Genomic DNA, 21,950 nt, shown 5'->3' on the forward strand with positions numbered 1-21,950 from the left:
TTCTGCAACGAATTAGCACTGCTTAAGATGTGTTGAGGTAGATTTCTGGACGAGCCGAAAAACTGCGATGGGCAGGCCGTCTTCTTTTGCATCTCAATGCACCCTTGGGTGACCCTGATCTGGATAGACGTGAGCGAGTGACAATTTCGGCAGATCAGCCCGCGCCAACATCGCCGCCTCCTCCTCCCGTTCCACCACGGCGCCGGAAACGGCGTATCCTCGGCTGGGTCCTCGGCATTGCGGCTGCCCTGCTGCTGGTTCTCTACCTCGTTCTACTGATAACCCCTATCCGCCTGCCATTTTCGGGGGATGCGACCCGCGGTTTCGTGCAATCCATGCTGCCGGCCACGTCAAAGCTCGAAATGGGCGATCTGGCCATCGCCGTCGAGAATGGTGTCTGGCCGGTCGTGCAGTTTTCGCCCGTTGTGCTCACCGACACGCTTTCCGGCTCGCGCATCGCCATGGAGGCGCTGGAAGTCGGCTTTTCGCCCCTGCGCGCGCTGATGGGCCAACCCGGCGCCTCGATCACGGTGGTCGGGCCGCACCTGCAGCTGGTGCAGGATCTGCACGGCCCGCGCCTTGCGCGCATGGAAATCGTCGAAGATCCCGAGGGCGGCGTGCCGACACTGCGCGTGCTGGAAGGCGAGCAGGCCTATTCGCCCGTCGGTATCGGCGCCGAGGGGCTGAACCTGGGCCCTGACGGCACCAAGCTGCGCTCGGATAATGACTGGCTCGTCTACAATCTCGAAGCCATGGAAGTGGGGATCGACGATTTCGTCGAGATGACCCAGCAGGGCCGCTTTTCCAAGCTCGTGGTCCGCGACGCGACCATAGACATGACCGATTCCGTCTATGGCCTTTATCGCCGGTTCGACGATGTCGCGCTGGAAGTCGGGCCATCCGCTGATGGACGGCAGACGACGGGCGAATTTTCCGCAAGGATCGGCGGGCGGACAGTCACCGGCACGATCGATCGCGCGGTCGAGGACGATGGAACGTCACGGCTCAAGGTCGATGCCACCAATATCGATTTTGCCGCCATGCTGCCCTTCATCGACGACGCGACGAGCATGGCCGCGATGCGTGGCACCGGCGCGCTTTCCATCGATATCGGTTTCGATCCTGCCGGCGGCAAACTCGTCGACGGCACCTTTCGCGTCGACCTGACCGGCATCGACCTGCGCATCGGCACAGATTATTTTCCGGTGGTCAGCTCGATCATGGAAATCGACTGGAATCCCGATCTCGGGCATTTCCGGCTCGCCGATTCCGCCATCCAGATCGGCCAGAGCAAGGGGCGCATTTCAGGCATTTTCGCCATGGGCCTCGACCAGAAATATGGCCCGACCATAGGCATGTCGATCCGCGCCACCGATGTGGCGCTGCACCCCAATGACATGGCGGCGCCCGAACAGCCTTTTGACACGATGGACTTTTCGGGCTGGTCGGCGCCACTTTATGGCGCTGTGGGGATCGACCGGTTCGTTGCCAAGAAGGGCGACGCCATCATCGAGACCACCGGCCGCATGGACATGCTGCAGACCGGCCTCGGCATAGACATGACCGTGGCTGGCAAGGGCGTCACCGCCGACGACGTCAAGCGCATCTGGCCCTATTTTATGGGGGGCGAGAGCCGCGACTGGTTCGTCGCCAATGTTACCGGCGGCCACGTGGTCGAGGGGCGGCTGGAATTCGATTTTCCCGTCGGCACACTTGCGGTCGATGGCACGGCCAAGGCCATGCCAAAGGACGCGATGGATATCAACATCGTTGGCGACGACGTGGTTGTCCGAGCAACCGAAGCCATGGACCCGATTGCCCTCGATGGCCTGACGCGCCTGCAAGTGACCGGCACCAAGACGACGATCTCCGCCGATGGCGGCAATATCGACACCGACGAGGGAACGATTGCCGTCAGGCGTCCCGCCATGATCTTCGAAACCTCCAATCCGGAGGAGAGCATTTTCGAAGTGTCCGGCAGCCTCGGTGCGCCGATCCCAGCCTTGCTGTCGCTGGCCGAACAGTTGCAGCCCGAGGCACTCGACCAGATCGAGCTTCCGATCGACCTCGCCGCCATTACCGGCAATATCGATCTCGGCCTCGTCGCCACCATCGGCCTACCTGCGCCGGAAACCGGCAAGGAGATGGACATCGACTATGCCGCCAACGGAACCGTCACCAATTTCGCCAGCAGCGAGCCAATCCAGGATCGCACGATCGGCAATGGCCAACTGACCTTTTCGGCGACGCAGGACAGCTACCAGCTTGGCGGCACGGCCGAAATCGACGGCATGGCGGCCGATCTCGCCGTCACCGGCACGCCGACGACCGCGCCGGTCTTCCAGTTGGGCTCGACCGTCGAGGTGGCCGATCTCGCCAAGCTCGGCTTCGATGCCTCCGAGTTCCTGTCGGGTAAAGTGCGGTTCGTGGCCGAACCGGCGGCAGACGGAACGATGAAGATGTCCGTCGATCTCGTCGACGCGGGACTGACCATCAGGGATCTGGGCATTCGCAAGGCCGCCGGCACGCCGGGCAGCCTCACTGCCACTGTGAAGATGGACGGCGAGCTGACCCATCTCACGGATATCAGCCTCGGTTTTGGTGCCGTACAGCTATCGGGCAAGCTCGACTATCACGCCACCAACGGCCTCGTGCTGGCCGAGTTTGATAAGGTCGCCCTCAGTTCCGGGGATAGCGCGCAGCTAACCCTCAAACCCAATGGCAACGGCTTTGACGTTCAGATTCGCGGCGCGCAGCTCGATTTGAAGCCGCTCCTCAGCCGCTTCTTCAGCCTGGGCGAGGGCAGCGGCGGGGTGCAGACGACGCAGATCAACCAGGCGATCAACCTCGACGTACAGCTCGATCGCGCCATCGGCTTCTATGCCACCACGGCCTTCAACGTTGACTTGAACCTGGCCCTTCGCGGTTCCGATCTCCGCAGCGCAACGGTCTCGGCCCAGTTCGGCGAAGGCAATGGTCTCTCCGTGACCACCAATCCCGCCCCAAACGGCCGCACGCTTAGCGTCGCCTTCAACGATGCCGGCACGGTCCTGCGCTTCGTTGGCGTCTACTCCCAGCTCGCCGGCGGCAGCGGCAGCCTCGTGCTGACCACCGACCGCGAAGCAAATGCGGAAGGCGGGCGCCTCCTCATGCGCAACTTCGCCATCGTTGATGAAGCCAATGTGGCGCAGGTGCTGGGCAATCACTCCGATTCCCGCGCCGCCATCGCCCGCAGCAATCGCCTCGATTTTTCAGCGGCGGAAGCCGACTTCATCCGTCGCAGCGATCGCGTCGAAGTCACCCGCGGCGTGTTGTCGGGCGATACGGTCGGCGGCACCATGCGTGGCTTCATCTACACAAACAGCCGCCAATACGACCTGACCGGCACCTATGTGCCGCTCTTCGGCCTCAACAACGCCTTCCAGCAAATCCCGCTCCTCGGACCGCTGCTGGGCGGACGCGATGGAGAGGGTCTCGTCGGCGTGACCTTTGCCGTTCGCGGGCCACTGGACAATCCGCAGTTCCAGATCAACCCGCTGTCCCTGCTGGTCCCCGGCGCCTTCCGCGAGCTGTTCGAGTTCCGGGCACGCGAACTGCCGCAGGAATGAAAAAAGGCGCCGCACAGAAGTGCGACGCCTGAAATTCAAACCATCCCCTCATCGTCATTGCCGGGCTTGTCCCGGCAATCCATCTCGCGGAGGCATGGACTACCGGGACCGGTATGACGACAGGCGGAGTAGGGCAGAGCCAGCTCAGATCGGCTTGATCAGCGCATGGCGCTTCTTGCCGACTGACAGCTTGATAACCCCTTCCGGCAGCAGCGCGTTTTCGCCAAGGCTCAGCTTGTCGTCGTCAACTGATGCATCATTGACCTTCACCGCACCCGAAGCGATATGCCGGCGGGCTTCGCCATTCGAGGCAGCAAGGCCAGCCGTCACCAGAGCATTGAGAATGCCGATGCCCGAATTGAGTTCGGCGTGCGTCACTTCCGCCGTCGGCAGCGAAAGATCGATGGCGCCGGATTCGAACGTCGCCAAGGCCGTGGCCGCCGCCTGAATGGCAGCATCGCGGCCATGGACGATGGCGGTCACTTCCGTCGCCAGGATCTTCTTGGCTTCGTTGATCTCATTGCCACCGAGCGCACCGATGCGTTCGATCTCCGAAATCGGCAGGCGCGTGAAAATCTTGAGGAATTTCACCACGTCGGCGTCTTCGGTATTCCTGAAATATTGCCAGAAATCATAGGGCGAAAAGAGATCGCCATTGAGCCAGACAGCGCCCGAAGCCGACTTGCCCATTTTCTCACCGGACGACTTGGTGAGCAGCGGCGTCGTCAGCGCATAAAGCTGCGGCCCGCCCATGCGATGGCTGAGGTCGACACCATTGATGATGTTGCCCCACTGGTCCGACCCACCCATCTGCAACACGGTGCCATAGCGCCGGTTCAGCTCGGTGAAGTCATAGCCCTGCATGATCATGTAGTTGAATTCGAGGAAGCTCAGCGACTGCTCGCGATCGAGGCGCAGCTTCACCGAATCGAACGAGAGCATGCGGTTGACCGAGAAATGCCGGCCGACATCGCGCAGGAATTCGATATAGTTGAGCTTCAACAGCCAATCGGCATTGTTCACCATGATGGCCGGGTTGGAGCCTTCATAGTTGAGGATATTGCCATAAACGCGCTTGATGCTGGCGATATTGGTTTCGATCTGTTCGACCGTGAGCAGCTTACGCTGGTCGTCGCGGAACGAAGGGTCGCCCACCATGGAGGTGCCGCCGCCCATCAGGCTGATCGCCTGGTGGCCGGTTTCCTGCAGCCAGTAGAGCATGGTGACGGTGATCAGATTGCCGATATGGATCGACGTCGCCGTGGCGTCATAGCCAACATAGCCGGTAATCTTGGAGGTCGCCGCGAGTTTATCGAGGCCCTCGGGATCGGAAATCTGGTGAATGAAGCCGCGCTCATCGAGGACGCGCAGAAAGTCGGATTTGTACTTGGTCATTTTGGTGCGATCCAGATGCCGCTCCTCCCACAGTGTCATTCCCGCGAAAGCGGGAACCTCTGTTGAAAGGCCGGCGGTAGAAAACGGAGGTCCCCGCTTGCGCGGGGATGACAATCCAGTGGGTGTGACCGCAATGATTGCGCTCTAATTCAACGCCCGCCGCCGTCCGCGATCTCCTGACGGCGACGGTCGAGATACTCGGCGCAGGCCGTGGTCAGTTCATCGATCTTGCCTTCGTAGAAGTGGTTGGCCCCTTCCACGATCTGCTGCTCGATGGTGATGCCCTTCTGGGTTTTCAGCTTGTCCACGAGCTTCTGAACCGAAGTGGGCGGAGCCACGCGGTCCTTGTCGCCATGGATGATCAGGCCCGAAGACGGGCAGGGGGCCAGGAACGAGAAGTCATAGAGGTTTTCCGGCGGCGACACCGAGATAAAGCCTTCCACTTCCGGGCGGCGCATCAGCAGTTGCATGCCGATCCAGGCGCCGAACGAGAAGCCGGCAATCCAGCAGCCGCGAGATTCGCGGTTGATGATCTGCAGCCAGTCGAGCGCGGCGGCAGCGTCCGAGAGTTCGCCGATGCCATGATCGAACACGCCCTGCGAGCGGCCGACGCCGCGCGAATTGAAGCGCAGAACGGAGAAGCCGCGCTCGGCGAACATATAGAAGAGGTTGTAGACGATCTGATTGTTCATCGTCCCGCCGAACTGCGGATGCGGATGCAGCACGATGGCGATCGGCGCGTTCGGTTCCTTGCCCGGCTGGTAGCGGCCTTCGAGGCGGCCCTCGGGGCCATTGAAGATAACTTCAGGCATGGTGTCTTTTCCGGCCTTTTCGGCTCTGTCACTAAGTTGATCCGACTATTCAGGTTTGCTTTCCGCGCGGCTTGACTAAGCGCGGGAGCCTCCCTAAAACATGGGTCGAAAAAACCAGTTTAGAATGGTTCGAAATTCGGTTTTAGGCCGCATGCGGCCTTGTTGAGCGCCCCTTGTAATGAAGTTGGGCGGCAAATTTCAAGAAGTGTTTGGTTTGCGGGATGTTCCAGCGTCCCGATCCCAGCATGGAAGGTACGTCGGGCACGAGAGCCCCAAAGAAGGCAGATGGCGAAAGAGAGCATCTATCTCGATCACAATGCCACCGCTCCGCTTCGGCCAGAAGCGCGCGCGGCGCTCTATGCTGCGCTCGATCTGACGGGCAATCCGTCCTCCGTTCACGCCCATGGCCGCAAGCTGCGCGATCTCATCGAGACCGGCCGCCAGCAGGTCGCGCGCCTTGCCGGCGCCGAGACCCGTCAGGTCGTCTTTACCGGTTCGGCCACCGAAGCCCTGACCCAGGCGATTGTCGGCGGTTCCCGTACGTTCTCGGCAGGCGCCGTGGCGATCAGTGCGGGGGAGCATGCTGCGGTCGCCAAGGCGGCCGACGCCACGGGCCTGCCGGTCTGGACAATCCCACTGCAGGCCGATGGCCGTATTGATCTGGATCAACTTCGCGCCGCTTTGCAGCGCGCTGACGATGAAGGCATTTCCCTCCTTGTCGCCGTCCATTGGGTGAACAACGAGACCGGCGTCATTCAACCGATCGGTCAGATTTCCGTTCTCGTCGGCCCGACGCGCCATACCCTGGTCATTGATGCGGTGCAGGCTTTGGGCAAGGTCGATCTGGATTTTGCCGCCTCCGCTGCCGATATGGTGGCTATCAGCGGCCACAAGATCGGCGCGCCGGCCGGTATTGGCGCGCTGCTGGTCAAGGGCCACGCCGATACGGTGCGGCTCATTCCCGGTGGCGGGCAGGAGCAGGGCCGTCGTGGCGGCACGGAATCGGCGCCGCTGATCAGCGCCTTTGGTGCTGCGGCTGCCGCCGAGCGTATGAATATGGAATCCGTCTCGGCGCTGACCAGGCGCGTGGAAGACGGGCTTCGGACCATTGCACCGGACGTCGTTGTCTTCGGCAAAAGCACCGACCGCGTCGGCAATGTGGTCAATTTCGCCGTGCCGGGCGTCCGCAATGCCACGGCGATGATGGCGCTCGATCTGGCTGGTCTGTCGGTTTCGGCCGGCTCGGCCTGTTCTTCGGGCAAGGTCGGCGCAAGCCATGTGCTCCTCGCCATGGGTGTCGAGCGCGACCTTGCCGATTGCGCTTTGCGCGTGAGTTTCGGCTGGAATTCCAAGGCAGAAGATGTCGAGGCGTTCCTTGCCGGTTTTGAAACGATCCTTGCCCGCCACAAGCGGACGGGACAGGCGGCTTAGGCTGCTGGAAATAAAAGTGTTCGCGGCGGCCTTGAACCGCCGAGGGACGAAAAGGAGAGCCTGATGGCGGACTACGATATTCCGACGCTCAAGGAAGAAATCGACCGGGAAACGGTCGAGCAGGTTTTGGCGCTCGACGTCGACAAATACAAATACGGCTTCGAGACCGATATCGAATCCGACGTGCTGCCGCCCGGCCTCACCGAAGAAACGGTCCGCTTTATCTCTGCCAAGAAGGACGAGCCGGAATGGATGCTGGAATGGCGTCTCGACGCGTTCCGTCGCTTCCAGACCCTCGAAGAGCCGACTTGGGCAAAGCTGCACTATCCCAAGATCGACCTGCAGGAGATCAGCTTCTACGCGGCTCCAAAGTCCTTCAAGGGCCCCAAGAGCCTCGACGAAGTCGATCCTGAGCTTCTGAAGACCTATGCCAAGCTCGGCATTCCGCTGAAGGAACAGGCGATCCTCGCCGGCGTCGAAGGCGCCGCTGAGTCCGTTGGTACACCGTTCGGCGCCAATGTGGCCGTCGACGCCGTGTTCGACTCGGTTTCGGTCGTGACGACCTTCCGCGAAGAGCTTGCCAAGGTCGGCATCATCTTCTGCTCAATCTCGGAAGCCGTGCGCGAGCACCCCGAACTCGTGAAGCAGTATCTCGGTTCGGTGGTTCCGGTTTCGGACAACTACTATGCGACGCTGAATTCGGCCGTCTTCACCGATGGGTCCTTCGTCTACATCCCCAAGGGCGTTCGCTGCCCGATGGAGCTGTCGACCTATTTCCGCATCAACGAGAAGAAGACCGGCCAGTTCGAGCGCACGCTGATCATCGCGGATGATGACAGCTACGTTTCCTATCTCGAAGGCTGCACCGCTCCCTCGCGCGACGAAAACCAGCTTCACGCTGCCGTGGTGGAACTGGTCGCCCTCGACAATGCCGAAATCAAGTACTCCACCGTCCAGAACTGGTATCCGGGCGACAAGGACGGCAAGGGCGGCATCTACAATTTCGTCACCAAGCGCGGCGATTGCCGCGGCGTCAATTCGCACATTTCCTGGACCCAGGTCGAGACCGGTTCGGCCATCACCTGGAAGTATCCGAGCTGCATCCTGCGTGGCGACGGTTCGCGTGGCGAGTTCTACTCGATCGCCATCTCGAACGGCTATCAGCAGGTCGATAGCGGCACCAAGATGATCCACCTGGGCAAGAACACGTCCAGCCGCATCATCTCCAAGGGTATCGCTGCCGGCTTCTCGGACAATACCTATCGTGGTCAGGTTTCGGCTCACGCCAAGGCCAAGAACGCCCGCAACTTCACCCAGTGCGACTCGCTGCTCATCGGCGACAAGTGCGGCGCCCACACGGTTCCCTATATCGAGAGCCGCAACGGCACCGCCGTCTTCGAGCACGAAGCGACCACGTCGAAGATTTCCGATGACCAGATGTTCTACTGCCTCCAGCGCGGCCTCAACGAGGAAGAAGCTGTGGCGCTGATCGTCAATGGTTTCGTCCGCGACGTGCTGCAGCACCTGCCGATGGAATTCATGGTCGAAACCCAGAAGCTGATCTCGATCAGCCTCGAAGGCTCAGTCGGCTAACATGACAACGGAAACGCGCAACCCGGTTGTTACCCTTGCCTCCCTGGCGCTCGACGCCTGGGAGCAGGGCACGCTTTACAAGTCTGCCGACACTTCGTTCGGCAAGCTTCTTGGCCTGCGCGCTCTCGGCATCAGCTACAACGAAGTGCCGCCCGGCAAGTCGAGCTGCCCCTTCCACAACCATCACGTCGAAGAAGAACTCTTCATCGTGCTGGAAGGCGAGGGGACCTATCGCTTCGGTACCGAGCGCTATTCGTTCAAGGCGGGCGACGTGCTTGGCGCGCCGACCGGCGGCCCGGACACAGCACACCAGATCCTCAATACTGGATCGGTGACGCTGAAATATCTGGGCGTGGCCAACAATGCCGATACCGAAGCTTGCGAATACCCTGACTCGGGGAAATTCCAGGTGACGAGCCGCACTTCGGCTACCCGTCGCCTCCGCCACTGCGGCCGCGAAGGCCAGAACCACCTTGATTACTGGGATGGCGAGCCGGGCGCCTGAGGCGCTGCCAGCTATCCCTTCCGCAATTGGAGATACGAAAATGACCACTCCCGTTCTTGAAATCCGCAACCTGCACGCCCGCATCGAGGAACGCGAAATCCTCAAGGGTGTGAACCTCGTCATCCCGCAGGGCGAAGTCCACGCCATCATGGGCCGCAACGGCTCGGGCAAGTCGACGCTGAGCTATGTGCTCGCCGGCAAGGAAGACTATGAGGTCACCGAGGGCGAAATCCTGCTCAACGGCGAGAACATCCTCGAGATGGAACCGCATGAGCGCGCTGCTGCCGGCCTGTTCCTGGCCTTCCAGTACCCGATCGAAATCCCGGGTGTTGCGACCATGACCTTCCTCAAGGCCGCCATCAACGCCCAGCGCAAGGCACGCGGCGAAGGCGAACTGACGACGCCGGAATTCATGCGCGCCGTCAAGGAAGCCGGCGCCCAGCTCAACGTCGATAGCGACATGCTCAAGCGCCCGCTGAACGTCGGCTTCTCCGGCGGCGAAAAGAAGCGCGCCGAGATCATGCAGATGGCTCTGCTGAAGCCCTCGCTGGCCGTGCTCGACGAAACCGACTCCGGTCTCGACATCGACGCCCTGCAGGTCGTGTCCAAGGGCGTCAACGCACTCCGCGACGGCAAGCGCTCAATGCTCGTCATCACCCACTACCAGCGCCTCCTCAACCACATCGTGCCCGACGTCGTGCACGTGTTCTCGGATGGCAAGATTGTCGAAAGCGGCGACAAGGACCTGGCGCTTCAGCTCGAAGCCAAGGGCTATGCCGACTATGACGGTCAGGCGGCGTAACCAACCATGCGTCAGACCTTTCCTGTCCGCCTCGGCGCCGCCGAGGAATCCCTGATCGCCCAGCTCAAGGCTGCCGGCGCCGACCAAGCCGCCGAACGCGTCACCGTGGCCGGCCTGCCGACCCGTCGTGTCGAGGCCTATCACTATACCGACCTCAAGACGCTGCTGCGGGCCATCCCGCCGCTGGCACAGGCGGCAAACGAGGCCACTGGAACCGCTCTGCGCGTTCCGGGTGCCTACGCCCTGTCGATCGTCAACGGTGCCGTTCTCGGCGCCGCTACGGCACCGGAAGGCGTCAAGGTGGGCAAGACTCACGGCGGCGTTCTCACGAACCGCGATGACGTCATTGTCAGTGTTAGCAATGCGCTAGCAAAAGAGACGCTTAGTCTCGACCTCAAGGGCGCCATCGAGCAGGTCGTCCAGATCGACCATCGCATCGAAGGCGAAGCCGGCCACGTTGCCGACGCGACCAAGATTTTCGTTGCTGACGACTCCTCCGTCGTGATCCTCGAAACTTTTTCGGGCTCCGATGCCGCGCACGTCGGCAACCACGCCAGCTACATTGCGCTCGGCAAGAATGCCGTGGTGACCCACGTCACCGTCGACCTAAGTGGCCGCGCCACTTCGCATTTCGCGACCAACGAGTATCATCTCGCCGACGGCGCGCAGCTCCGCACGCTGGTCATCCATGCCGGCGCCGGCCTTGCCCGCACTCATCTCTTCCCGAAGATGGAAGGCGAGGGCGCGCATGCCGACGTGACCGGTCTCAACCTCGTATCGGATGGCCAACACTCTGATATCACTATGGAAACGCAGCACGCCGTGCCGCACACTTCCTCCCAGCCGTTGTTCAAGTCCATCACCCGCGGCCGTTCCAAGTCCGTTGTGCAGGGCAAGCTGATCGTCGCCCGCGACGCGCAGAAGACCGACGCAAAATTCATGCATCAGGGCCTCATGCTGTCGGACGACGCAGAAATCCTCTCGAAGCCCGAACTCGAAATCTATGCCGACGACGTCGTCTGCGGCCACGGTTCGACCTGCGGCAAGCTCGATGAGGACAGCCTGTTCTATCTCCTCAGCCGCGGTATTCCCAAGGCCGAGGCGGAGACCATGCTGGTGCGCGGTTTCATCGCCGAACTCATTGATCCGATTGAAGATGAAGCGCTGAACGAAGCCCTGCAGGGCATCGTCGACGGCTGGCTGCTGGGGAAGTAATCCCCGGCCTCTTCACCTCTCCCTTGGGGGAGAGGTCGGCGCGCAGCGCCGGGTGAGGGGGCCTTTGCGATCCGGGTGCGGAGGAAGGCCCCCTCACCCGACCGAAGACGGTCGACCTCTCCCCCAAAGGGAGAGGTGAAGAACGGAACCCGGAATGACCCTCGACTTCGAAAAAGTGCGTGCCGACTTTCCGATCCTGTCGGAAGTGATCCACGGCCATCGCCTGGTCTATCTCGATAGCGGCGCCTCGGCCCAGAAGCCGGTGCAGGTGCTCGAGCGGATGGATTATGCCTTCCGGCACGAATATGCCAACGTTCACCGTGGCTTGCACACGCTCGCCAATCGCGCGACCGACGCTTATGAGGCCGGCCGCGAGAGCGTGCGGCGCTTCCTCAATGCCGGCCGGATCGAAGAAATCATCTTCACCCGTTCGGCCACCGAGGCGATCAACCTCGTCGCGCAGTCCTTTGCCGGGCCGCGCATCGGGGCAGGGGACGAGATCGTCACCACGATCATGGAGCACCACTCCAATATCGTGCCCTGGCATTTCCATCGCGAGCGCAAGGGCGCTGTCATCACGTGGGTCGATGTCCTCGACGACGGCAGCTTCAGCCTTGATGCCTTCGAGGCGGCGCTGACGGACAAGACGCGTATCGTCGCTGTTACGCATATGTCGAACGTGCTTGGCACTGTGACGCCGATCAAGCAAGTGATTGAAATCGCTCATGCTCGCGGTATTCCGGTGCTCGTCGACGGCTCGCAGGGCGCCGTGCACACCAAGGTCGACGTTAGGGATCTCGACGCCGATTTCTACATCATGACCGGCCACAAGCTTTATGGGCCCACCGGCATTGGCGTGCTCTACGGCAAGTATGACCTGCTCGCCGAAATGCAGCCCTATCAGGGTGGCGGCGAGATGATCGACACGGTCACCCTCGACAATGTCACTTACAACGAGCCGCCGCATCGTTTTGAGGCCGGCACGCCGCCGATCGTCCAGGCCATCGGGCTTGGTGCGGCGCTGACCTACATGGAAACGATTGGCCGCGACGAAATCGCCGCGCACGAGCATGAAGTCGCCGCCTATGCGCACGAAAAACTCAGCCGCATCAATTCCTTGCGTCTGATCGGCACCGCGCCGGGCAAGGGCGGCATTTTCTCCTTCGAGATCGCGGGCGCCCATGCCCACGATGTCGCCACCATTCTCGACCGCTACGGCATTGCAGTCCGTGCCGGCACCCATTGCGCGCAGCCGCTGCTGAAGCGATTTGGCGTCACCTCTACCTGCCGGGCTTCCCTCGCCCTATATAACGGCAAGGACGATGTTGACGCGCTCGTGGACGGCATTGAGCGCGCCCGTAAATTTTTCGCCTGAGAGACTTGTGATGAGCGAAGACACCACACCAGCCGCTGACGAACAGATCGATGTCCGCATCCAGCCGACCATGCCCGAAAACCTGGGCGATGGCGAAGTGGAGCGCATCACCACTGACCTGATCGGTGCGCTGAAAACCGTCTATGATCCGGAAATTCCGGTCGATATCTATGAGCTGGGCCTGATCTACAAGGTCGATCTCGATGATGACCGCAACCTGACCATCGACATGACGCTGACCGCGCCGGGTTGCCCCGTTGCCGGCGAAATGCCGGCTTGGGTTGAAAACGCCGCCCGCGGCGTTGAAGGCATCCAGGACGTCAAGGTCAACATGGTCTTCGATCCCCCGTGGGATGCTTCGCGCATGAGCGAAGAAGCCCAGGTCGCGCTCAACTGGTGGTAAGATGAACCGACCGCCGCTGAATGGGCTGGTCGAAACCGCGCTTTACGTCACCGACGTGCCGCGCAGCCGGGACTTTTATGTCCGAATCTTTGGTTTCGAGCCCATGGGCGGTGACGAGCGTATCCAGCCTCTGGCGGTTGCGCCGGGGCAGGTACTCTTGCTCTTCAAGCAGGGCGCGACGCTGAAGCCGATTCCCATCGGCGGCGGTTTCATTCCGCCCCATGACGGTGGCGGGGAACAGCATTTCGCCTTCGGCATTGAGTTGGAAGCCTATGACGATTGGAAAACCTTCCTTCAGGGCTTACATATAGAAATTGAGAGCGAGGTTGTTTGGCCGAGTGGCGGCCGCAGCCTTTATTTCCGAGATCCGGATCGCCTTGTGGTCGAGCTCGTGACCCGCGGTGTCTGGAAGAACTTTTAGGAACGATCCATGGCCTTCAAGATCATGTCGCTGTCCGATGCGGCAGCCGAACGCATCAAGGAAATCATGGAAGATTCCGACAAGCCGGTCATTGGCCTGCGCGTCGGCATCAAGAATGCCGGCTGTGCCGGCGTCGCCTATACGATGGACTATGTCAGCGAACCGCTGAAGGGCGACGATCACGTCACCGATCGGGGCGTCGATGTCTGGGTCGACCCCAAAGCGACCATGTACCTGCTCGGCACGGTCATGGATTTTGAACAGAGCAAGATGAGCTCGGGCTTTACCTTCAAGAACCCGAACCAGACCGGCGCTTGCGGCTGCGGCGAGAGCGTTACGCTCAAGGCGGCTGACCTGAAGGCGATCGCCGAGGCTCGAGCTACCGCTTGAGGTAGCTTATGCGGTGACAAAGCAGCCCTCATCCTGAGGCGCGGAGCGCAGCGTAGCCTCGAAGGGTTCTGACTGGCTGCAATCGCTCCGGTGGAGCGATTGCAAGGAAGAACGCCCAGAGCGCTACGCGCGTCGGGCTATGGGCGTGGCACGATGCCTCCACTCTCTCGTCCTCGTGGTTCGAGGCTTTGCGCTGCAAAGCACCTCACCATGAGGACTATCTGAGCATGGCCCCAGTGCAGGCTCTTCTGCGATTGCGTCAGGGAACGCTTTGTCTTAACACCACGGCATCATGCCGAAAACGCTCCCGCCTGCCTACACCATCATCCCTCCTGGTCGTCCGCTTTCGGGTCGCGTTTCGCCCCCGGGCAGCAAGTCCATCACCAATCGCGCTTTGCTGCTCGCGGCTCTCGCCAAAGGCACGAGCCGGTTGACGGGTGCGCTCAAGAGCAAGGACACCGTGCTGATGGCGCAGGCCCTGCGCCAGATGGGTGTTACGGTCGAAGAGCCTGATGCGACTAGCTTTTTGGTCACCAGCAGCGGCAAGTTGACCGCGCCCGACGCACCGCTGTTTCTTGGCAATGCCGGCACAGCGACGCGCTTTCTGACGGCGGCGGTGGCAACTATCGACGGCGCCGTGGTGGTGGATGGCGACGAGGACATGCGCCTGCGCCCAATCAAGCCGCTGGTTGATGCCCTGCGTTCGCTCGGAATCGATGCCGAAGCACCGACCGGTTGCCCTCCAGTGACCATTCGCGGCACCGGCCGCTTTGGGAAGGGCAGGGTGGAAATCGATGCTTCTCTATCCAGCCAATACGTTTCCGCGCTGCTGATGGCTGCGCCATTTGGCGATGGGCCCATTGAGGTGGCACTGGCCGGCAAGGATATCGGCGCTCGTGGTTATGTCGACCTGACGCTGGCCGCCATGCGCTCGTTCGGTGCGAAGGTCGAAGAAACGTCGCCGGGCACCTGGCAGGTTGAACCGACCGGCTATGTCGCGACGGATTTCCATATCGAGCCCGACGCCTCGGCCGCCACCTATCTCTGGGGGATCGAAGCACTGACTGGCGGCAAGATCGATCTTGGCGTGGCAACAGGTGCCTTCACGCAACCGGACGCCGCCGCGCAGGCGGTCATCGCGCAATTCCCGAACATGCCTGCTGTCATCGACGGTTCGCAGATGCAGGACGCCGTGCCGACCATGGCCGTCGTTGCGGCCTTCAACAATCAGCCGGTGCGCTTCGTGGGCATCGCCAATCTACGCGTCAAAGAAACTGACCGCATTCGCGCTGTTGCCAACGAACTGAACCGCATTCGTCCAGGCCTGGCGAGGGAAGAGGGCGACGATCTCCTGGTTGCGTCCGATCCGGCTCTGCTCGAAGCCTCGCAGCGCAATGTCACCTCGCGGATCGAAACCTATCACGATCACCGCATTGCCATGAGCTTTGCCTTGGCCGCCCTGCGCGTCGGCGGCGTGACGATTCTTGATCCCGCCTGCACGGGCAAGACCTATCCGGACTATTGGGACATGCTGGCGTCGCTCGGCGTCGAACTGGTTCCGACCGCCTGAAGGATCAGGCGGCGGTGACGCCGCCTCGCGACTCGCTGATCTCGGTGAGGCTCTCTTCAGTGAGCACGCGATTGCGGCCGGCGTGCTTGGCCGCGTAGAGGCATCTGTCCGCGCGCTCGATCAGCGAGCCAGCCGTGTCCGAGGCGTGGAAGGCGGCGATACCGAACGAAGCCGTGATGCGGCCGAGCTTTTCATTGGTGGAACGCTTCAGCAATTCCTTGCCGTGGATGGCCTGGCGCACGTTCTCGGCAACGATGGTCGCGCCCTTGAGGTCGGTATTGGGCAGAATGGCAACGAACTCTTCCCCGCCGTAGCGCGCAGCCAGGTCGCGCCCCTTGATGTTGGACTTGATGGTCATGGCCACGAGCCGCAACACCTGGTCACCGGTCTGGTGGCCGTAGGTGTCGTTAAAGCTCTTGAAGTGGTCGATATCCATCAGGATCAGGCAGAGCGGATTGCCGGTCTGCCGCGCATCGGCAATGGCGGAGCGCAGGCCCTCGTCAAAGCTTTTGCGGTTGGCAATCTTGGTCAGCGGATCGAGCAGAGACTCGCGGCGAACATCGTCGAGGTCGCGCTGCAGAGCGGCGATGTCGTCGCGCGACGCTTCGAGCTTCTGCTCGAGCATGCGGTTGGTGTCCTGCATGCGCCGCGTTTCGGTCAACAGGCGGCCAGCAAGCGCCCTCAGGTCATCCGGCTCGATGTCGCGATCGAGATCGCCCTGCGCCGATTGCAACGAGCCGGAATAGGCATTGGCCGTCGTCATGGCGTGATCAATGGCCGAGTGCACCGCCTCGATGCGCACCTGCATGCGCTCCGAAACGGTCGACATGCGATCGTTGACGTCAGACTTCAGGAACTCGTTGTAGAGCGTTTCAGCGAGGCTCGCCGACGGCGATTCACCGGTCGCGAAAATCGCGTTGATCCGGTGGTTCAACGTTGGGTTGACCCCGGTCGCATAGGTGTAGAGCAGTTCATAGAACTGCGGGTAGGGCGGAATACTACTCTTCTTCAGAAGATCGAGCGCTGAATTGGCATAGCCCAGCGCCCGCTTGAATTCGTGATCCGACACAGACTTCCCCGCGCCCCGTTACGCCGACCACCGGCCCTGAATCTTTACCTTAAAGTCATCTACAAGTCATAACGGCAGGCAACACAACGTGTCGACCAGCAAATTTTCGAAAACTGGCAGTATTTTACTCAGATTCCTGTTCGGCCGTACGGGTCGAACGCAGCAGGAAAGCCGGAATTGGCCCGGCATCACCGAACGGCGAATCGGGCACGATGTCCGAGATTGGCGCCGGAGTGTCCTTTGGCCGGCGACGTGAATTGCGGGCCGGAGCCTTTTCCTGGGCCGCCTCGGCCGGTTGGGGTTCGCTCGCGCGGGCCGGGGCCTTGCGCCGGGAGGTGCGGGCGGGCCTTGCCGCCGGAGCTTCCTCTTCGTTGTTCTGGCTTGATGCCACCGGGGCGACATCGAGCCAATCGATCGGCTTCTGGATAAGCTTCAGAATGGCATCGAGATGCTTCTCGTCACCCGGGCCGACCAAGGTATAGGCAGTGCCCAAACGTCCCGCGCGGCCGGTGCGGCCGATGCGATGCACATAGTCTTCGGCGTGAACCGGGACGTCGAAGTTGAACACGTGGCTGACGGCCGGGATATCGAGACCGCGGGCGGCGACGTCGCTGGCGACGAGCAGAGTGAGATTGCCCGACTTGAAGGCATCCAGGGTTTCCATGCGGCTCTTCTGATCCATGTCGCCATGGAGCGAGCCGGCACTATAGCCGTGCCGCTGCAAGGAACGAGCGAGCGTTGCCACATCGCGCTTGCGATTGCAGAAAATAATCGCGTTGGTGAGGCCTTCTGCGGCATCGATGCGGGCCCGCAGCATGGCGCGCTTCTGGTCCGGACGCGACGAAACTTTTACGAGCTTCTGGTCGATCGTGTCGGCCGTCGACGCCGTGCGGGAAACCTGCACATGCACCGGATCCTTGAGGAAGCGCTTGGTCAGGCGCTCGATCTGCGGGTCCATGGTCGCCGAGAACAGCATGGTCTGGCGGCGCGGGGGCAGGCGCGAGCAGATCTTCTCGATGTCGTCGATAAAGCCCATGTCGAGCATGCGGTCGGCTTCGTCGATGACGAGGATTTCGACCCCCGTGAGAAGGATCTTTCCGCGATCGAACTGATCGAGGAGACGACCGGGGGTGGCGATCAGCACGTCTACACCGCGATCGAGCTTCTTGTTCTGGTCTTCGAAGGACACGCCGCCGATGATCAGGGCCATCGAGAGGCGATGGTTCTTGCCGTACTTTTCAAAATTTTCGGAAACCTGCGCCGCGAGTTCGCGCGTCGGTTCGAGAATGAGCGTGCGGGGCATACGGGCGCGGGCCCGGCCGGCCTCAAGCAGCGTGAGCATGGGCAGCACGAAGGATGCCGTCTTGCCGGTGCCGGTCTGAGCAATGCCGATCAGGTCCTTCTTCTGCAGAAGGTGCGGAATCGCCTGCGACTGGATTTCAGTCGGACGCGTATATCCGGCTGCGGCAACCGCGTCGGTAACTTTGCTCGAAAGGCCAAGGCCAGAAAAATCGTCGGTCAACGTCAGAGATTCCACTCGTGGGTCATCCGGGTGGCTGAGCGAACCGAAATGTCCGGTACGGCGCACCGCGGAAAATATGTGCAAGGCCCGTGCTTTGGGGCTGTGGCCCTAGACCCAATGTCGAATGGAGCGTCGAATACTTGTTTTTCTGCGCGGGCCCGTTTCCGGGCAAAGAAGACGCAAGAGAAAAAACAGGCAATTCGGCAAACCTTGCGGCGCGGACCATAACGCAAAGCCCTTGGGTGTCAACGGTCTTGCCCGGATTTGGGGTTAATGCCGGGGGCTCAGCCCGCCTTGGCCGAGCTGGCACGGGCGACCACGCGCGGCGTGACAACGAAGTGTTCGGAATGAGAACGGCCATCTATGCGCTCGATGAGCAGACGAGTTGCTTGCAAACCTAGCACTTCTCCAGACTGGTCTATGCTGGTAAGGCGGTTTTGCGCGAATTCGCAGAAAACCGTGTTGTCATAGCCGACAATGGCAATGTCTTGCGGAATAGAAAGCTCGAGTTCGGTCGCCACGCTGATGGCTTCGAATGCCATGAGGTCGGTCCAGCAGAAAATGGCATCCGGGCGATCGCGGCTTTCCAAGAGCCGCCGCACGGTGAGCTGCACATCGCGCAGAACCTGCGGGGCGCGCACGATGTTGATTGCGGTGCCGAGCCCCTGTTCGGTCATTTCCAGCCGATAGCCCAGCTCGCGCTGGTTGATGACGGTCGATACGGGCGCGGCGAGGCTGAGCATAGCCACCTTCTTGTGTCCATTCTGGCAGAGGTGGCGGACGGCGAGGCGAGCACCCAGCTGATCGTCATTATTGACCGTGTCGAACCGCGCTTCCTCGATGTCGTGATGGCCGATGGCCACCAGCGGAATGCGGTCGGCGATGTCGTTCAGCCGCGCATTCGTTTCGTTCGGACCAATGAGCACCAGGCCATCCATCTGCCGGTCGATCATGGCTTCGACCAGCGACGAGGCAGACACGCTGACCCCTTGCATGGCTTGATATTGCGTCCGCTCCAGGGCGGCATTCACCCCAACGAAGATATCGGCAAAGAATGGGTTGCGCAGGTCGGGAAAAACGAGGCCCAGCGTATAGGTGCGGCCGCGCAGGCCACGGGCCGAGGCGAGGGGGCGATAATTGAGCTTTTCCATCGACGCCTGGACCTTGGCGCGCAGGGCTTCGCTAACGCCGTAAGCGTCTCTCAGCACTTTGGAAACAGCCGCGACCGACACCCCAGCATCGCTGGCGACTTCGCGGATGGTGATGCGCGGCGTTCTCGCTGGGCTCTTCTTGGTCATGACGTCCTCCGCCTCAGTCTTCGCACCTAATCTAAAAAAAGCCTATTGCGAAGATCGCAAAAATGTAGAACGCTACACGTAGAACAGTTTACAGTCGCACCAAGCGACTTGAGGAGACTACCACGTGCTGAATGAAACCGCGGCAGAGCTGGCTTCCAGCTCACGAGCTTCCACACGCGCTTGGACTGCCAGGATGGTTCGTCCGCTCGCTGACAAGGGTGTCGGCACTCCAGCGACTTTCGTTGCGAAGACCTTCAATCTCGACAGTGTTTCCGGCGCCGAAATCCTCGATATCACGGCCCTCGGCCTCTACGTCGCCTTCATCAACGGCAAGCGTGTTGGCAACGATGTGTTGACGCCGGGTTGGACTGCCTATGACGCGCGCTTGAGCTACCAGACCTATGAGGTTGGCTCGCTGCTCGTTGCCGGTGAAAACCGTATCGAGATCTGGCTGGGTGACGGCTGGATGCGCTCGCAGCTCATGTGGGGCAAGGCGCCCATCTACAACGTCTGGGGTAGCGATATTGCCGCGCTGGTCGAACTCCGCGCCAAGGCAGGGGACACCAATCCGGTTCTCGTGACCGATGCCTCCTGGGAAAGCGGCGAGCTGCCGATCCGTAAATCGGGCATTTATTTCGGCGAGACCTTTGATGCGCGTATTGCGCCAACCGTTTCCGCCGGCACCGAAATCGTCGATTTCAACGATGTTCGCCTTGTGGCCCATGAGACGACGCCGGTGCGCGAGCTTGATGCGCTGACCGCGGTCAAGACCTGGACCGATGCCGAAGGCCGCACGGTTTTCGATTTTGCCCAGAACATCGGCGGCTATGTCGCTATCTCGGTCGCCGGTTCCGCCGGGGCCAAGGTTACCATCGAGCATGCCGAAGTCCTCGACAAGGACGGCAATTTCTACAACGTCAATTACCGCACGGCGGAAGCGACGATCACCTATGTCCTGAACGGGCAGGGGACCGAGACCTACCGTCCGCACTTCACCTTCCAGGGCTTCCGCTATGCACGCGTTGCCATTGAAGGCGATGCCAAGCTCGTCGACATCAAGTCGATCCCGATCAGCTCGGTGACCGAGCAGAAGGCAACCTTCACCTCGGGCAACCAGCTGGTGAACCGCCTGTTCCTCAACACGCTCTGGAGCCAGCGCGGCAACTTCATCGAAGTGCCGACCGACTGCCCGCAGCGCGACGAGCGTCTGGGCTGGACCGGCGACGCACAGGTCTTTGCTGGCACCGCCGCCTATCTCGGCGAAGTGCAGGGCTTCTTCCACAAGTGGGTCCGCGACCTGATGGTCGACCAGCGCGAAGACGGCGCTGTCCCGCATGTTTGCCCCGATCCGACTCGCATGCAGCCTGAACACTATCCGGGCTTCTACGGCTCGACCGGCTGGGGCGATGCCATTTACCAGGTGCCGTGGCAGGTTTATCTCCACTACGGCGACAAGGACTTCCTCAAGGAAGTGCTGCCCAACATGGTCAAGTGGGTCGATTTCGTCTGGTCGATCAGCGATGGCCCGATTGTTTCGCCGCCGCGTGAATGGGGTGCCCGTGGCTTCTCGTTCGGCGACTGGCTGCAGCCCAAGGGCCCGAGCGCCAAGCCCCTGCCGACCATCGGCGACGACGCCGCCGCAACGATCTACCTCTATATCGCGGCCAAGCAGGTTGCCGATATCGCTGAGATCGTCGGCGACGCCGCCACGGCCCAGCGTCTTGGCAAGATGGCAGCCGATGTGAAGACCGCTTTCCAGAGCGAGTTCATCACCGTCTCCGGTCGTCTGGCCTATGACGACCAGACGTCCTATGCACTCGCCATCGTTCACGACCTGATCCCGGCCGACAAGTATGAAGCGGCCAAGGGCTACTTCAAGAACACCATCGATCGCGCCGAAGGCCGTATCGGCACTGGCTTTATCGGCACCCCGGCACTGCTGCCGGCGCTCATCAAGATCGGCGAATGGGGTCTCGCCAGCGCTGTCTTCCTGCAGGAAGAAGTCCCGGGCTGGCTCTACCAGGTGAAGATGGGCGCCACCACGATCTGGGAACGCTGGGATGCGATCCAGGCCGACGGCTCGATCTACAATCCGCAGATGAACTCCTACAACCACTATGCCTATGGCGCCGTTTGCCAGTGGCTTCTGGAAGGGGTTGCCGGCTTCCGCCCGGACGAAAAGGACCCGGCGTTCAAGACCATCGTTTTCGAACCGCTGATCCTGCCTGAACTGTCCCCGGTCAAGGCCGATCACGACAGCCCGGCCGGTAAGATCCGCGCCGAATGGACCATCACCGGTGAAGCCGTGCGCTACGAAATCGAAGTGCCGGCAGCAAGCCGCGGTGTTCTCCGCCTCGCTTCCACTTATCGCGACGCCACGCTCGATGGCCAGGCCATTACCGGCCAGGACACGGCTCTCTCGGCCGGCAAGCACGTCGTGACCTTCAACTACACAGCACCGAAGCGCGAGGAGCGCCAGAAGTCGCTGGTGAACGCCAACACGCCGTAAGGCGCGTCCTGAACTTTAACCACGGGCCCGCA

Annotated in this window: 17 protein-coding genes; 12 read left to right on the plus strand and 5 right to left on the minus strand. The window is 61.4% G+C overall.

The genetic code is table 11. The annotated features are described in order from the left end of the window. Nucleotides 1-137: 137 nt before the first annotated feature. A complete protein-coding gene (locus J7557_RS04310) occupies nt 138-3,608 on the plus strand; it encodes a hypothetical protein (protein WP_291417644.1) in 3,471 nt (1,156 codons plus the stop codon). Nucleotides 3,609-3,752: 144 nt separating this feature from the next. On the opposite strand, the gene tyrS is transcribed toward J7557_RS04310, so the two are convergent. Together tyrS and J7557_RS04320 are read right to left on the minus strand one after the other, a co-directional pair. Next, on the minus strand, nt 3,753-5,003 hold the full coding sequence (gene tyrS, locus J7557_RS04315) for a tyrosine--tRNA ligase (protein ID WP_291417646.1): 1,251 nt from the start codon (nt 5,001-5,003) through the stop codon (nt 3,753-3,755). A gap of 149 nt (nt 5,004-5,152) precedes the next feature. Continuing rightward, nucleotides 5,153-5,815, minus strand: a complete 663-nt coding sequence (locus J7557_RS04320) for an alpha/beta hydrolase (protein WP_291417648.1) — start codon at nt 5,813-5,815, stop codon at nt 5,153-5,155. 285 nt (nt 5,816-6,100) lie between these two features. On the opposite strand from J7557_RS04320, the gene J7557_RS04325 reads away from it, so the two are divergent. From J7557_RS04325 to aroA, 10 genes are all read left to right on the plus strand, one after another. Beyond that, complete coding sequence (locus J7557_RS04325) at nt 6,101-7,246, plus strand: cysteine desulfurase family protein (RefSeq protein WP_291417650.1); 1,146 nt, start codon at nt 6,101-6,103, stop codon at nt 7,244-7,246. A gap of 63 nt (nt 7,247-7,309) precedes the next feature. Further along, nucleotides 7,310-8,839, plus strand: coding sequence for a Fe-S cluster assembly protein SufB (sufB, locus tag J7557_RS04330; protein WP_291417652.1), 1,530 nt, complete (start codon nt 7,310-7,312; stop codon nt 8,837-8,839). Between the two features lies 1 nt (nt 8,840). Then, nucleotides 8,841-9,344, plus strand: a complete 504-nt coding sequence (locus J7557_RS04335; RefSeq protein WP_291417654.1) for a cupin domain-containing protein — start codon at nt 8,841-8,843, stop codon at nt 9,342-9,344. 40 nt (nt 9,345-9,384) lie between these two features. Then, on the plus strand, nt 9,385-10,146 hold the full coding sequence (gene sufC, locus J7557_RS04340) for a Fe-S cluster assembly ATPase SufC (protein WP_291411723.1): 762 nt from the start codon (nt 9,385-9,387) through the stop codon (nt 10,144-10,146). 6 nt (nt 10,147-10,152) lie between these two features. Next, nucleotides 10,153-11,361 carry a Fe-S cluster assembly protein SufD gene (gene sufD / locus J7557_RS04345; RefSeq protein ID WP_291417656.1) on the plus strand — a complete coding sequence of 403 codons (1,209 nt, stop codon included), beginning with the start codon at nt 10,153-10,155 and terminating at the stop codon, nt 11,359-11,361. A 154-nt stretch (nt 11,362-11,515) separates the two neighbouring features. After that, nucleotides 11,516-12,736 carry a cysteine desulfurase gene (locus J7557_RS04350; protein ID WP_291417658.1) on the plus strand — a complete coding sequence of 407 codons (1,221 nt, stop codon included), beginning with the start codon at nt 11,516-11,518 and terminating at the stop codon, nt 12,734-12,736. A gap of 70 nt (nt 12,737-12,806) precedes the next feature. Next, a complete protein-coding gene (locus tag J7557_RS04355) occupies nt 12,807-13,139 on the plus strand; it encodes an SUF system Fe-S cluster assembly protein (protein ID WP_084587448.1) in 333 nt (110 codons plus the stop codon). A gap of 1 nt (nt 13,140) precedes the next feature. Further along, a complete protein-coding gene (locus J7557_RS04360) occupies nt 13,141-13,560 on the plus strand; it encodes a VOC family protein (protein WP_291417660.1) in 420 nt (139 codons plus the stop codon). A 9-nt stretch (nt 13,561-13,569) separates the two neighbouring features. Next, nucleotides 13,570-13,950 (plus strand): iron-sulfur cluster assembly accessory protein, encoded by a 381-nt coding sequence (locus J7557_RS04365; RefSeq protein WP_291417662.1) that lies wholly within the window; start codon nt 13,570-13,572, stop codon nt 13,948-13,950. 292 nt (nt 13,951-14,242) lie between these two features. Then, the gene (gene aroA, locus J7557_RS04370) at nt 14,243-15,520 is read left to right on the plus strand and encodes a 3-phosphoshikimate 1-carboxyvinyltransferase (protein WP_291417664.1); all 1,278 of its coding nucleotides are present in this window, start codon (nt 14,243-14,245) and stop codon (nt 15,518-15,520) included. Between the two features lie 4 nt (nt 15,521-15,524). Here the strand turns inward: aroA and J7557_RS04375 are convergent, their stop codons facing one another. From J7557_RS04375 to J7557_RS04385, 3 genes are all read right to left on the minus strand, one after another. Beyond that, a complete protein-coding gene (locus tag J7557_RS04375) occupies nt 15,525-16,589 on the minus strand; it encodes a GGDEF domain-containing protein (RefSeq protein ID WP_291417667.1) in 1,065 nt (354 codons plus the stop codon). 124 nt (nt 16,590-16,713) lie between these two features. Next, nucleotides 16,714-18,126, minus strand: a complete 1,413-nt coding sequence (locus tag J7557_RS04380) for a DEAD/DEAH box helicase (protein ID WP_291417669.1) — start codon at nt 18,124-18,126, stop codon at nt 16,714-16,716. A gap of 269 nt (nt 18,127-18,395) precedes the next feature. After that, nucleotides 18,396-19,409 (minus strand): LacI family DNA-binding transcriptional regulator, encoded by a 1,014-nt coding sequence (locus J7557_RS04385; RefSeq protein ID WP_291417671.1) that lies wholly within the window; start codon nt 19,407-19,409, stop codon nt 18,396-18,398. 193 nt (nt 19,410-19,602) lie between these two features. Here J7557_RS04385 and J7557_RS04390 point away from each other — a divergent pair, with 193 nt between their 5' ends. Then, nucleotides 19,603-21,918: an alpha-L-rhamnosidase gene (locus J7557_RS04390; protein WP_291417673.1), complete on the plus strand. Its 2,316-nt coding sequence runs from the start codon at nt 19,603-19,605 to the stop codon at nt 21,916-21,918. Nucleotides 21,919-21,950: the final 32 nt, after the last annotated feature.

The sequence above is a fragment of the Devosia sp. genome, from assembly GCF_017744655.1.
Lineage (GTDB): Bacteria > Pseudomonadota > Alphaproteobacteria > Rhizobiales > Devosiaceae > Devosia.